The organism is Commensalibacter intestini A911, assembly GCF_000231445.1.
Taxonomy (GTDB): Bacteria; Pseudomonadota; Alphaproteobacteria; order Acetobacterales; family Acetobacteraceae; genus Commensalibacter; species Commensalibacter intestini.
The window spans coordinates 21,900-35,284 of the sequence record NZ_AGFR01000012.1 but is presented as its reverse complement, the minus strand read 5'-3'; the positions used below and the strand labels follow the sequence as shown (position 1 = coordinate 35,284).

The 13,385-nt window shown below is 37.0% G+C and carries 10 protein-coding genes and 1 tRNA gene; 3 read left to right on the top strand and 8 right to left on the bottom strand.

The window, feature by feature from the left end:
- Window positions 1-101: 101 nt before the first annotated feature.
- From CIN_RS10120 to CIN_RS10110, 3 genes are all read left to right on the top strand, one after another.
- Complete coding sequence (locus CIN_RS10120; RefSeq protein WP_008855002.1) at window positions 102-1,658, top strand: beta strand repeat-containing protein; 1,557 nt, start codon at window positions 102-104, stop codon at window positions 1,656-1,658.
- Between the two features lie 93 nt (window positions 1,659-1,751).
- Window positions 1,752-4,544, top strand: a complete 2,793-nt coding sequence (locus tag CIN_RS10115; RefSeq protein ID WP_008855001.1) for a glycosyltransferase — start codon at window positions 1,752-1,754, stop codon at window positions 4,542-4,544.
- A gap of 90 nt (window positions 4,545-4,634) precedes the next feature.
- Entirely contained in the window at window positions 4,635-5,315 is a 681-nt protein-coding gene (locus tag CIN_RS10110) for a type VI secretion system amidase effector protein Tae4 (protein ID WP_008855000.1), read from the top strand.
- Window positions 5,316-5,333: 18 nt separating this feature from the next.
- Here the strand turns inward: CIN_RS10110 and CIN_RS10105 are convergent, their stop codons facing one another.
- The 8 genes from CIN_RS10105 to proC form a co-directional block, all read right to left on the bottom strand.
- A complete protein-coding gene (locus CIN_RS10105; RefSeq protein ID WP_008854999.1) occupies window positions 5,334-6,248 on the bottom strand; it encodes a rhamnan synthesis F family protein in 915 nt (304 codons plus the stop codon).
- Complete coding sequence (locus tag CIN_RS10100) at window positions 6,241-7,965, bottom strand: SulP family inorganic anion transporter (protein WP_050798425.1); 1,725 nt, start codon at window positions 7,963-7,965, stop codon at window positions 6,241-6,243. The genes CIN_RS10105 and CIN_RS10100 overlap by 8 nt, the downstream gene beginning before the upstream one ends.
- A gap of 37 nt (window positions 7,966-8,002) precedes the next feature.
- Window positions 8,003-8,467 (bottom strand): anaerobic ribonucleoside-triphosphate reductase activating protein, encoded by a 465-nt coding sequence (gene nrdG / locus CIN_RS10095; RefSeq protein ID WP_008854997.1) that lies wholly within the window; start codon window positions 8,465-8,467, stop codon window positions 8,003-8,005.
- Window positions 8,464-10,599 carry an anaerobic ribonucleoside-triphosphate reductase gene (gene nrdD, locus CIN_RS10090; protein WP_008854996.1) on the bottom strand — a complete coding sequence of 712 codons (2,136 nt, stop codon included), beginning with the start codon at window positions 10,597-10,599 and terminating at the stop codon, window positions 8,464-8,466. Before nrdD ends, nrdG begins: the two co-directional genes overlap by 4 nt.
- Window positions 10,600-10,785: 186 nt before the next feature.
- Window positions 10,786-11,577 (bottom strand): M48 family metallopeptidase, encoded by a 792-nt coding sequence (locus CIN_RS10085; protein ID WP_008854995.1) that lies wholly within the window; start codon window positions 11,575-11,577, stop codon window positions 10,786-10,788.
- A 133-nt stretch (window positions 11,578-11,710) separates the two neighbouring features.
- A tRNA-Gln gene (locus tag CIN_RS10080) sits at window positions 11,711-11,785 on the bottom strand.
- Between the two features lie 66 nt (window positions 11,786-11,851).
- The gene (locus tag CIN_RS10075) at window positions 11,852-12,481 is read right to left on the bottom strand and encodes a hypothetical protein (RefSeq protein WP_008854994.1); all 630 of its coding nucleotides are present in this window, start codon (window positions 12,479-12,481) and stop codon (window positions 11,852-11,854) included.
- Between the two features lie 61 nt (window positions 12,482-12,542).
- A complete protein-coding gene (proC, locus tag CIN_RS10070; protein WP_008854993.1) occupies window positions 12,543-13,340 on the bottom strand; it encodes a pyrroline-5-carboxylate reductase in 798 nt (265 codons plus the stop codon).
- Window positions 13,341-13,385 lie beyond the last annotated feature (45 nt).

The following is a 13,385-nucleotide window of genomic DNA, read 5'->3' as shown; positions in this document are numbered from 1 at the left end:
AAGTTATTGTATTTAAATAAATCGAACATATATTATGTTTAAAAGTTGTAATAATAAATATTGTTTTAATAACTAAAAATAAAGATTAAGAGTGAAGTAGAATGGGTGAAAGAATAACAGTTGTCGGGGGTACCGATAGTGCTATTGCTGTGACATTAGATGGTACACAAGCAATTAGCTTAGCGAAGCAATTCGGAAGTGAATTGCAAGATTATTATGCAAGTAACAAACTAAACTATATGAATGTTACTGATTCACCAACTAGTGTTGATGATCAAATTGGGTACGGTATGATTACTCAAGGTGGTGGATATAGTGCTGGTAACGGATATGATTATATCGTCGTTGGTGGATTTAATGCAGATGTTAGTCCAAATGTAGGGATGACAGCAACTCAAATCAGTAATGCAACTCTTTTGGATCAAGCTGTAACAATTGATTCTGCAATGAATGCAAGTCAAAATGTTAAAGTGTTAGCTGGTAATACAGGTGGCTTCGTTTATAATGCGAGCTTAGAAAGCGGTCAATTTGTTGGCGGCAATGCACAAAATAACATTGTTTTTACCGGTAATACACTTAATGGTGGTAACTGGAATATCGTCGTTGGTGATGGTAATAATGTCATCGTAGCAGGATCTGGTAACAACACTATTGATGCTGGTGATGGTAATAATACAATTAAATCAGGGACTGGTAACAATACTATTACCGCTGGTGAAGGTAATAACATTATTACGCTTACAGATGGTAATATTAACCAAGTTAATTCTAATGGTAATGATACTATTGTTGCATCATCAGATAGCACAGCTAAAAATAGTGTTACTTTAAATGGTGGATATTCGGCTGACTATAATGCAACAGTTAACCTTAATGCTGGTGCTTCAGTATCAGATTTGAGTTTCTATAATACTGTGACTGTGGGTGGTGGTAGTACAATTAACGGTGGTACTTCTGGTACATATACGTTTAATGGCGTAGGTAACTCTGATCAAAGTACACTAAACGATGGTAATAACAGTACTATTACTGCATCTGGTGACCTAAAAGTTGTTCATGGTGATTCAAATACGATTACTGCATCTGGTGATTTGAGTTTCTTAAACGGTGTTGGTACAACAGAAAACAACGTAACAGGATCTGTTAATGCGTTTGGTGCTGCTGGATTAGATTATACCTTAAATATTACTGACAGTGGTAGCGGTTATTTCGTTGCTGACGTTGGCAATGAAACATTGAACGCTTCTGGTTCTACACAAGCGCTTCAGGTTTATGCAAACACAGTTGTTGGCGGAACTTCAGATTTTGTTGCAACAGGTGGTAGTGGCAACGATACACTAGTAGCAGGAACAGGTGATTCAACATTCACTGGTGGTGCTGGTGATAACTTGTTCATGTTTAATAAAAACACTGCTGATAATGGTAATACTGTTATTACTGACTTCTCTAAAGAAGGTAGCGATAACAAAATTGGTTTATTTAACTATGGCTTAGATAGCAGTAGCTTACAATCATTGTTAGATAACTCTAAGAATGATGCTAGCGGTAATGCTGTTCTAAATCTTGATGGTCATACCATTACTATTGAAGGTGTTTCTGTTTCAGATCTTACAGTTAATCAGTTTGAAGTAGCGAACGCTTCTGCAGCTAAATCATAAGATTTTTGTAGTTTCTTTAAAAGCCAGTTACATTTGTAGCTGGCTTTTTTTGTTTTTATACAATCAGTTCATATCGTTTAAGTAGTCAGATACATGAGTAATAAAGATCATCATACGAATCATAAACTTGATCAAAATAGTATAGAAACACAGCGTAGATTATTAGATACATATCGTCATAGTCTAAAATTGTTGGCTTTGCAGGCTTCATCTTTTAAAGAGGAAGTTGATGAGCAAAAGGCTTTAATTGAACGGATTAGATCATCTCTTTCATGGAGACTTACGCTTCCTGTTCGAATTTTGGGATATATTGTAAAAGGAAAACTCTTTCAAAAATATCCGTTAAAAATTGTTAAAAAGCGTTTTATCGAAATTTATAAAGTAGATGGATATCAGGGTGTTTATGATAAGTTAACGCTTCGTTTTCCTGTTATAGATCGTATATCTCAAAGAATTCTTTTTGCGAACAAACAAACGAAGAATAGCAAAGGGCCTCAGAAAGATATATTCCTAGATAAACTTGATATTATCTATGATTATCAATTTGCTAAAAATATTGTAGATAGTGATTCTTTATTAATATTGATTATTGCTGAGGTAACTCTACCTCAATGTTATAAATATCGTGTACAGCAAAAAGCAGAACATTTAGAGCGTCTAGGATGGGTCGTTAAAATTGTTGATTGGCGAGAGCAAAAAACGGCTTTATCTTTATTGCAAATTTGTAGAGATGTAATTTTTTATAGAGTTCCAGCCTTCCCCAATGTAGTTGAGCAAATTATAGAAGCAAAAAGATTAGGGTTGAGTCCTTGGTGGGAAGTGGATGATCTAATTGTTGATAAAGAGCGTTATGCAGAATGTGGCTTTATGGAGGAGCTTTCAGTAGAAGAAAAAGACCTGCTTTTTTTTGGTGCAGATTTATTTAGAAAAACAATGCTTTCTTGTGATCGAGCTATTGCATCAACAACAGCCTTAGCAGAGGTGATGCAACAAGCAGGTTTGTCTGTTGTACATGTCATTGAAAATGCATTAGATAGAGATACGTTACGAATTGCTGAACGTTTGAATCTTTCTAAAAAGAATAATGATTTTCCTATACAACGAAAAACAGGGGAAATTGTTATTGTATATGGTTCAGGTACTAATACACATAATGCAGATTTTTTAATCGTATCTCAAGGTATATTGCAGGCACTAAAACAAGAACCGATGTTGCGTTTATGGATTGTTGGTGAGTTAGATTTATCACTAGAGTTTCAAGCTGTTATTCATCAGATTCGTTATATTCCTCCACAATCTTATGAGCGATATTTAGAAATATTATCAGAAGCAGATATTGCGATTGCACCTTTGGAAGCGATTCTTTTTAATGATGCGAAAAGCAATATTAAATATTTAGAAGCATCAATTTTAAAAATTGCTTCTGTTTGTTCGCCAAGACAAGCTTTTAGAGAGACAATACAAGACTATCAGAATGGGTTGTTGGCAGACACAACTGAAGCATGGACAGAAAAATTATTATTATTAGCCAGAGATGCTGAGCTACGAACCTCTATTGGGCAGCAGGCTTATGAAAATGTGACAGCGTATTACGCGCCAGAATCTATTACGACACGACAAGTAAAACCTGTTTTTGGTCAGCCAGAGCAGGATGTGATAGTTTCAAAGAAGTTAAAAATACTTGTGGTTAATATTTATTATGATCCATATTCTTTTGGTGGCGCGACATTTGTTGCAGAAGAAATGGCTAGACGTCTTCATCAAAAAGAAGATGTAGAAGTTACTATTTTTACTTCCAGACCAGTTAAAGATACGCAACGAGGATTGTGTAAATATGAGCGTCATGGATCTATTATTTATTCGGTTGATTTGGCGCCTCAGGTGCACGCAGCTCAGAAATTTGATAATATCGAAGTAATAGAACCTTTTGAGATGGTGTTAGACACGGTAAAACCAGATGTCGTACATTTTCATGCCATTCAAAATATGGGTTTACAGATGTTATTTGCTTGTCAAAGTAAACAAATCCCTTATGTAATTACATTGCATGATTCTTGGTGGTTATGTAACCGGCAATTTATGGTTCGCTCAAATGGTAAATATTGTTTTCAAAACAAAATAGATTTAAAAATTTGTCAAGGCTGTGAGCCTCAAGAACGCTATTTGACTGAGCGGATGATTATGATGCAACAAGGGTTACAAGGTGCTTCGTTGTTGCTGAGTCCAAGTGAAACGCATCGACAATTATATATTATGAATGATGCTAATCCTTTACAGATCAAAGTCAATCGTAATGGGATTATGCGCCCTAAAAAAACACGCCCAATGCGTCCAGAAAATACTCCTATTAGATTTGGTTTTGTGGCTGGAGATGAAGTAATTAAAGGGGCATTGTTGATTCAAAACACTTTTAAATCTTTATCTCGATCTGATTGGGAACTGAAAATTATCGATAGCAAAGTGCATATGGGATATGAGCCAATTAATGTTCAAAGTTGGAAAGCAAAAGGAAAAATTGTAACAATTCCTCCTTATGATGACGAAGGTAAAGATGATTTCTTTTATGGGATTGATGTGCTTTTATTCCCATCACAATGGAAAGAGAGCTATGGTATGACCGTTCGTGAGGCATTATTGAGGGATGTTTGGGTGATTTGTAGTCATCCTGGCGGTCAATCCGAAGATGTCGTTGATGGAGTGAATGGAAACTATATTTCTTTAACTGGAGATCAGGTTGAACTTCAAAACGTGATCGAAAAATTGCTGGATAATGCTTCTCTATTTGATCACTATAAAAATCCTCATAAAGAGCACATTGCGACTTTAGAAGAACAAGCGGATGAGTTGTTGGGGTATTACCGTCAAGTGAGTGAGGCGGCGGAATAGGTCAAAGGTATTGAGTGACAAAGAAATCTTTAAATTATTTTAATTTATTTCTTGTGTTCGATGTCTTTATATATTTAGGAAGATAGTAATATGCAGCAAAAGATACATGTAGGTTTAATTTGTTCTTTTGCTATTTTCTTTTTTAATGACCCTAGTTTAGGGGCTGAAAAGAATCCTTCTGCATCGACTATGTCTACTCAGTTTCCTCGCTGTATTAAGTTTGCAGATTTATGGAAGAATGCAGAAACAGGCAATCCTGCACCTGAGTATTTTTATCAATGCGCCATTCGGTTAAGTGTGACCTTGCATCGTGTGGGAATAACCATGAAATCTTTTTCTCAGACAACTGTAAAGCCTGCTACTGGACGGCAAACATTAGGGAGGATTATTCTTGAAGGGTTACCTGTTGCAACGCGTGCCGATGAAATGGCAACGTGGTTAACGCAATATCCTTTTTGTGGTCTCGGTAAACCAGAAAATATTACGGGTAGAGATTGGAAAAATAAAGTTTATGGTCGAACAGGGATTATTGCTTTTTCTAGCTATTGGGGAAAAAATCAAAATGGCGGGCATATTGATTTATGGAACAAAAGTCGTTTTCCCTATCCATCACCGAGCTTTAGTATTGATGGCACTTTCGGTATTTTAGCTAATTTTTCCCGTTTTGCTTTTGGAGGGTGGGGAATTTATAATGGTGGAACTTATTATGGTATTGGTGTTTTGCCCAATTTAGCAGATTCAAAGAAAATTATCTTTTTTGAAGTTAAATAATTCTCTTTGTATTTTTAATTATTTTTCAGGTGGTTCAATGATTGGGCATGAGATTCCATGTCTGATGAAATATTGCCAAGCGAGTTTTGTGTCATATGTGCTGAATAAGTATAAAAAGCGTTTCCACTTTGGTACGACAGGTAAAGGGCGATGAGGAAACTGCTTTAAATAGTCATCAATATATTCCAAAGAAAAATAGACGTTATTTTTTAGTAGTTTACGGTAGTAATTCAGCCAAAATAACCCATAGTAATTATCACGGATGACTTCTTTTTTAATAAAAGGCACTTTCCCAGATGCGATAACACTATGCCAATCCAGATGCATAGGATTGGTTTGTCGAGGATCTCTCAATGGATATTTTTGAAGCTTTGACCATTGTCCAGCACATTTGAAGTTAGGGATTTGTTGTAATAACCTTCCCAGTCCTAACTCTCCTTTTTGGATGATTTCTGGTTTTGGCATTTCTTTAAATGGCAGATTAAGGAGATCTTGGATTTTTTCATGATGGAACGCGTTGTTTGTAAAGCAAAGAAACCAAGACTGTAGATGCCAGTTGACTTCTAACGTTTCAGCCATGCCCCATACATCAATGGATTTGCTAAGTCTTTCTGCAAAAATAGAATCCATGGGGTATAAAGGGCCAAAAACGCTATCATTGGTTAGTAAAATATGATCTGCGTTTTGAGTGACTCCTTTATGCATTAACTCTTGCCATGCTCCAAAGTCTAATCCCTCATTCGAACGCAGATGTGGAGTGATGTTATGTTGTTTACAAAAATTGTCTGTATCCAGAGATAAACTCTTTTGCCCAGATAAAGCTAGGTGTGTTTCCCACCCACAATCGTATAAAGCTTTTAAGTAATGCTGAACGTCGTTGGGTAATGTATCTGAGTGGGTATAATGTGCAAAAAGACATATCTTTTTAGGCATCGGTCATGGGTTCCATAGGTGGATGGGATAAGTTGGTTATTTCTTCTAGTGCAATTTCGACAGAGTCATAGATTTTTCTACCAGCAATTTTGTTAATTAACGCACTTTTATGGATAATATTTCTAAACTCATAATGACCATCGGCAATGACGAGTTGTATATTTTGACTTTGTAGGGCCTCATAGAGTTGATTTAATGAATATAAAGTACTGGCATCTCCTCTGGTCATTACAGAGGCATCTAAAATAAACCAGTGAATTGGCTGATCTTTATATTGCCTGAGAATCGTTTCACAACGATTGCAGAAATAATTTTCATTGAAAAAGACAATGGAAGCTTCAAATAAGTAAATAATACAGTGAGGGACAGGAACGGCTGTAGGTTCCATATGTAAGTTGACTAACTCCTTGGTATTAGGAAGCATGCCTAATTGAGAATCTCTTGGTTTTGCAGAAAGAGCCAAACCATGAAGCAAGGTGATGAAAACAGCAATAATAATTCCTTGTAAAACGCCAACCCATAACACACCAATAATCGTTAATAAGACGAAGAAAGCTTCTTGGCGACTGACTTTTAAAAGAAATTTAAAGGTTTTAAAGTCGATCAGATTAATTGCAGTCGAGATTAAGATAACGCTAAGGATTGCTGAAGGTAGGAAGCTAAGCGGTTGTGCGAAAAAGGTAATGATTAAGGCAATGGTTACGGCTGAGCTAATCCCGACTAAGGATGTTTTTCCTCCAGAATTAATCGCAACAGCGGTTCTTGAATCAGCCCCAGTAACGGTAAAGCTGTGAAATAATCCTGAGAATATATTCGCAATTCCAAAACCGACCAGTTCTTTATTGCCATCGACTTGTTTACCAATGGTGGCAGCAAAACTTCGTGCAGTAATAATCCCACTTGAGAAACTGATAAGGGTGATTGCAATAACCGCTTCAATAAATTGGGTAATAGGATAGTTAAATGAAGGCACTTGAAAGCTTGGCAATCCAGAAGGAAGTTTACCTAGTGTCACAACACCATGTTGTTGGAGGTCAAATCCCCAAGAGAGTAAGATAGAGGCAATAACGGTAATAACGGGTGCAGGAATAGAAGGTTTATAATAAATACAAGCTCTGATGAAGATAAAGAAAACAATCGCTAGGCTAAACGTAATCCAGTGGATCGCGTACAAATGATGGAAGAAAAAGAGTGCTTGTTCAAAGAAATTACCAGGAGGTGTATAAATCCGTGTCACAATAGTAATTTGTGACAGCATCAGTTGGATACCAATTCCAGCGAGATATCCTGTTAAAATAGGACGAGATAAGAAATTAGCAATAAAACCTAGTTTTAATTTGCCAGCAATAATGCTGACAACACCGACCCCGATGGCAATGGCGGCGGCTCCTTGAATACGTTGGTCAGGAGAAGCTAATCCAAACGCGGTGAGGCTGACACCTACGATATTACTGACCGCGGTGTCTGGGCCAACCATTAAAAAAGGAGAAGAGCCAAAGAGTGCGTAAATGAATACAGGAATAATACAGGCATATAACCCGATAATTACTGGTACGCCCATTAAATTTGCATAAGCCAACCCTACAGGAATGGCCACACTGGAAACCAAGATTCCTGCAGAAATATCACTCAGTGCGATTGAGGGAGTTAGAAGGCGTAAAGAACGAATTCCTGCGGGGAGTTGAAATATATTTTTAAATTTCAAATTAACTTTCATGGGCTCATTTACACCACTAATAAAATAAATAATTCCGTTAAGACATAGTAACTAAATCTTTGTTTAACCGAATAAGACGTTGATTACTAGAGCCTCTCCACGGTAAAGTCGTTGTTAACTCTTTGATATAAGGGCCATCGATTAGCACATCTACGTAGTTTAGCAATTCCAGATGTTGAATATCCTCATATAAATACCCCGTCCACATCCAAATATCTTTTTCAGGATAACGTTGTTTGAATAAAAAACAAAGTTCTCTTATTTCCTCACGATTAGCAGGAAGTAACGGATCGCCACCACTCAGACTTAATCCATCATGATTTTTACATAACTCAATGAGTTGTTCTCGAACTTCAGAAGTGAAGGCTTTACCAGATAATCGCTTCCAACAAGAGATATTATAACATCCTGGGCATGCATGCGCACAACCTGTCACGAATAATGTCACACGCAGCCCTTCGCCATTGACAACATCACAAGTATAGTAGCGATCATAATTCATTCTTGGGTCTCAAGATGTTTGGTACGACGGATGACTTCTTTTTGTTTTCCTGCATTAAATGGGCGCGCATTGGGGCTGCCAAGATAACCACAGACACGTCTGGTAACAGAAAGGCTTGCACTGTCATTATTTCCACAGTCTGGGCAGGTAAATCCTTCAGGCGTTGCTTTTGTCTCTCCCATGAAGCCACATTTTCCACAGGAATCAACAGGCGTATTGGTTCCAAAATAAGGAACATTCTCGATCGCATAATCCCATATACGTTCTAGTGCTTTTAAATTATGACGCATATTGGGGAGTTCGACATAAGTAATATGTCCACCAGAGGCAGATTGAGCAAAACCTTTTTCGAATTCGATTTTTTCAAATGGATTAACTTTTCTAGCCACATCTAAGTGAAATGAGTTGGTATAATATCCTTTGTCTGTCACTTGTTTAATTTGACCATATTTCTCAATATCGAGTTTACAAAACCGATTACAAAGAGATTCACTTGGTGTAGAATACAGCGAGAACCCCCAACCAGTTTCCGCTTTCCAACGAGAAGTCGCAGCAGCAAGATAATCGACAACGCGATGTAAAAAATTTTGAGCTTCTTTGTTTCCAAAAGGATGTGTTCCATCAAACATTAAGATGCCCACTTCATGTAAGCCGATATATCCTAATGAGATAGAGGCTCTGCCATTTTTAAAAAGCTCGGTAATTTCATCATCAGTTTGAAGACGAACACCAAAAGCACCTTCTGTATATAAAATCGGAGCAATATTTGCTTTGACTCCCTTTAGGCGATCAATGCGAGTCATGAGTGCTCTCAAGGATAGTTCTAGACGTTCATCTAAAATCTTGAAAAAACGATTTTCATCTTGCATTGCTTCAATGGCGATACGAGGCAAATTAATACTCACAACACCTAGATTATTACGACCAGCCAGTTGTTCTTGACCATCATGATCTTTCCAAACAGCAAGGAAACTGCGGCAGCCCATTGGTGAAACAGGTTCCGAAGATCCCGTCAATTCGCGGTTTAATTTGGCTGAAATAATATCTGGATACATCCGTTTGGAAGCACATTCGAGGGCGAGTTGTTTTATATCGTAGTTTGGATCGCTTGCTTTTAAATTTAATCCATCTTCAATGAAAAAAACAAGCTTAGGAAAAACAGGCGTAATTCCTTCTTTCCCAATACCTTTAATACGAACTTGTAAGATCGAACGTTGAACTGCTTTTTCTTGCCAACTCGTTCCCATCCCGAATGAGAAAGTAACAAAAGGTTGTTGACCATTGGAGCTAAAAAGGGTGTTGATTTCATACTCGCATGCTTGAATACCATCATAGGTTTCTTTTTCTGTGCGTTCACGTGCATAACGCTCAGCTTCTGGAATAGAATATTCATGAGCGATCTTTAAATTCTTTTGATAGCTTTTGTCTACATAAGGTGCCAATGTTTGATCAATATTGGGGATGGTAGTTCCGCCATATTGATGGCTGGCGACTTGTGCGATGATTTGTGAGGTAACAGCACAGGCTACCCCAATAGAGCGAGGACTTTCAATGCCAGCATTTCCTAAATGGAATCCCTGTTCTAACATTCCTTTTAAATCAACCAAGCAACAATTGGTAAAAGGTAGGAAAGGGGAGTAATCCAAGTCATGATAGTGGATGTCGCCGTTCAGATGAGCTTGTAAAATATCTTTTGAAAGAAAATTACTGGCAAATTGTTTTGAGATTATCCCAGCCATTAGGTCACGCATGACAGGAAAAACATTCGCATCTTTATTGGCGTTTTCTGTAACAATATCTTCGTTTGTTTTGTCTACTAACCCCATGAGTTGTGAGTGTAGAATAGACCCTTTGACACGGATGCTATCACGATCATGGCGGTATTCAATATAATGACGTGCAACTTCTGGATATGAACGCATTAAAGCATTTTCAACAAAAAGTTGAATTTTAGGAATATTTAGGAGTGTATCCTCAAATTTTTTGCATTCTTCTTCCACCTCTGTTGCTACAGTAAGGGCGAGTGTCTGAGGATTTTCAATGGCTGCCGCAATGGCTGCTTTTTGACAAGCAGTGATGATTTTCTGAATGTCGAATGGTGCGATCGTGCCATCACGTTTAAAAACTTGCAAGATATACTCCCTCAAATATCAAATAACGTTTTATATATTCTGATATAAATATGATAATAACACTATATATAGTATAAATTTAAAATTACATAACTAAATAATGTATCAAATTGATATTTTTATGATTGCAGCCATTTTGTCATAGCATTAGTAAAATCGGTTTGAATTTACTGTGCTTTAATTATTTTATGATTGAGAAGAGTTTTCTGTAGGTGTTGGAGTGTGAAGGAGTGCCCCATATTGTTGCTGAAGTTGTGATTGATGGCTTTTCCAATGTGGCATAATTGGCGCGATGAGTGCATAAAATCGTTTACTATGATTTGGCTCTTTTGCGTGGCATAATTCATGTAAAATGACATAATTAATGCAATGTAAAGGGGCTTTGATTAGATGCTGATTCAGAGTAACAATACCTGTATCACGATGCATATAGCTCCCCCATCGGCTGGTCATCTTTTTAATGCGGAGGAGTGGAGGGCAATTTTCCCAATCTATCCAAGGTATAACAGAGTGCATTTGCATAATACGCTTTGAAAAAAGTTCTAATGCTTGGAAACGATACCAACTATCTAAAAGAGCAAAGACCTTCAAAGGGGGGGTATGGTGAAGCGTTATGTGTAATTTTTGATTGATAATTTGGATATTTTGTTTTTTATGGATATTTTCTTCAATCTCTAAAGGATAAGAGTGTCCAATAAAGAGATGCTCTTCACCTTGTGTATATTGAAGAGGTTTAGAGTGTGTTTGTTTCGCGTGTCTTTTATCGATCTGCTGACTAATCCAACTCCCATGCTTTTCCAAAATAGTCATAATATCTTTATGAGCAGTTTGCTTTGGCGCTCGGATTTTTAAAATCATATCATGAGTTAGTGAGATTGAAATTTTACGCTTTTTCGTCAAATGATGTGGAGGATAGAGCTCACATGGGATTTGATGATTTTGATAGATAAAATTAAATTTTTTAGGAAATGAATGCAATATTATCTATGAAAGCTGCTAAAGTTAAAAATATATTACTTTTATAACAGAAAATGCCCACAATACAGCATTAAATAAATAATGTATTTTTAATGATGACGAGTAATAGTTATTAAATTACAATGGGAAAATATGGCTGGGGTGGGAGGATTCGAACCTCCGCATGGCGGAATCAAAATCCGCTGCCTTACCGCTTGGCTACACCCCAACGTTGGTTATGAAGCATCTTTTAGACAACTTCTTTGGTTTCGTAAAGAGGAAAAATACATTTTTTTTAATTTTTTTTAGAAATGAAAGATTCATCCTGACTTTCAGAAGTTTCTTCGGATGTATTTTCTTTGTTTCTCACGACAAAATAAGGTGAAAATTTACCAGCCTTTTTAATGGTTTGATCTAAAGATGCCATGGTTTGGGATAAGTCTTGGGTATCATCCTTGATCCATACACGCATATTGAGCGCCCATATGGCGGTTAGACCTTTGATACAGGCGATTCCTCTGATTCCTGAAGTATTAATCTGCGCTGATTCGGCAATCCATCGCATACTATTTTTCGTTGCGATTCCCATTATTAAGGTTAATGATGGGTTAAAAGGGAGTGTATGTAACGCAGAAATAAACCCTGCTCTATATTCTTGAAATACATCAAATCGGCTCATAAAGAGGTCAAATAAGTAATCTGCTATAGGTTGATCTTGATAAGATTGTTCTAAAGCAGCTTCATCAGCTAAGCGGTTAAGATATAATAATAACGAAGATTTACAGGCAAAGTTCTGACGAGCTGTTTGTATAGGAATATCTGCTTGTTGTGCAGCTTCGACAAGAGACATACGGCTCCATCCTTGTTCAGCAGCAAGAGCCATTGCACTATTCAAGAGTTTTAAGTTAATTTCTTCGTTATTCATTATTTATATCCATTATTTAAAAGGCTTATTTATTTATATGAATAAGCCTTTATGATAAAGCCTAGGAAGACATTTCTTTTGAGCGTTCAGCCGCAGCTTGAATTGCTTTTGACAAAGATTCAGGCCAAGCTTTTGAATCAATTAGCACATTAATCGCACGTTCAGTAATCCCATTGGGGGTTGCAACGGCTTTCCGTAATGCTTCTGATTCTTGTTTAGAATGTCCCAATAATGCTGCAGAGCCAATAACGGTTTGTCTTGCTAATAAACGAGCTAAATCTTTAGATAGTCCTTTTTCTTCAGCGATTTTTTGTAGCAGTTCAGCTAAAAGAAAGATATAAGCAGGGCCACATCCAGCAATAGCGGTGGTGATATCCATATCTTTTTCAGAATCTAACCAAGCAACTTCGCCAACAGCATGTAGCAAATCATTGGTAAGTTGTTTTTGAGCCTCGGTCACGGCATCATCAGGAACAACAGAGGTCATTCCTAAGCCTAATTCTGCTGGAGTATTTGGCATAACACGAATAATGGCTTGTTCTTTGCCGAATTGAGCTTTTAACCAATCTAAATTACGTCCACCAAGGATTGATAAAATAACAGCATCTTTTGCAAATGGTGCCAAAGAAGGAATAATTTCTGCTGCTTGGTCGGGTTTGGTTGCAAGAATGATTGCCTTTGGACGAAAGTCTTTTGGAATGTCATTAACAGAAGTGACATCTTTATGAGGGGCAGGGAGGTTTACTGGTACACGATCAAAAACAACAGAAGGTTCTAATCCTTTTTTAAGCCATCCTTGCAACATCGCATTGCCCATATGACCACAGCCAATGAGTAAAATAGAAGGAAGTTTTGTCATCTAAAATGTCCTTTAATATAAATAATTAAATTACTTTGTAATATG

What these genes read in the sequence shown, in the direction of transcription:
- CIN_RS10120 (WP_008855002.1), top strand. Translation starts at nt 102, where the DNA reads ATGGGTGAAAGAATAACAGTTGTCGGGGGTACCGATAGTGCTATTGCT.
- CIN_RS10115 (WP_008855001.1), top strand. Translation starts at nt 1,752, where the DNA reads ATGAGTAATAAAGATCATCATACGAATCATAAACTTGATCAAAATAGT.
- CIN_RS10110 (WP_008855000.1), top strand. Translation starts at nt 4,635, where the DNA reads ATGCAGCAAAAGATACATGTAGGTTTAATTTGTTCTTTTGCTATTTTC.
- CIN_RS10105 (WP_008854999.1), bottom strand. Translation starts at nt 6,248, where the DNA reads ATGCCTAAAAAGATATGTCTTTTTGCACATTATACCCACTCAGATACA.
- CIN_RS10100 (WP_050798425.1), bottom strand. Translation starts at nt 7,965, where the DNA reads ATGAAAGTTAATTTGAAATTTAAAAATATATTTCAACTCCCCGCAGGA.
- nrdG (WP_008854997.1), bottom strand. Translation starts at nt 8,467, where the DNA reads ATGAATTATGATCGCTACTATACTTGTGATGTTGTCAATGGCGAAGGG.
- CIN_RS10075 (WP_008854994.1), bottom strand. Translation starts at nt 12,481, where the DNA reads ATGAATAACGAAGAAATTAACTTAAAACTCTTGAATAGTGCAATGGCT.
- proC (WP_008854993.1), bottom strand. Translation starts at nt 13,340, where the DNA reads ATGACAAAACTTCCTTCTATTTTACTCATTGGCTGTGGTCATATGGGC.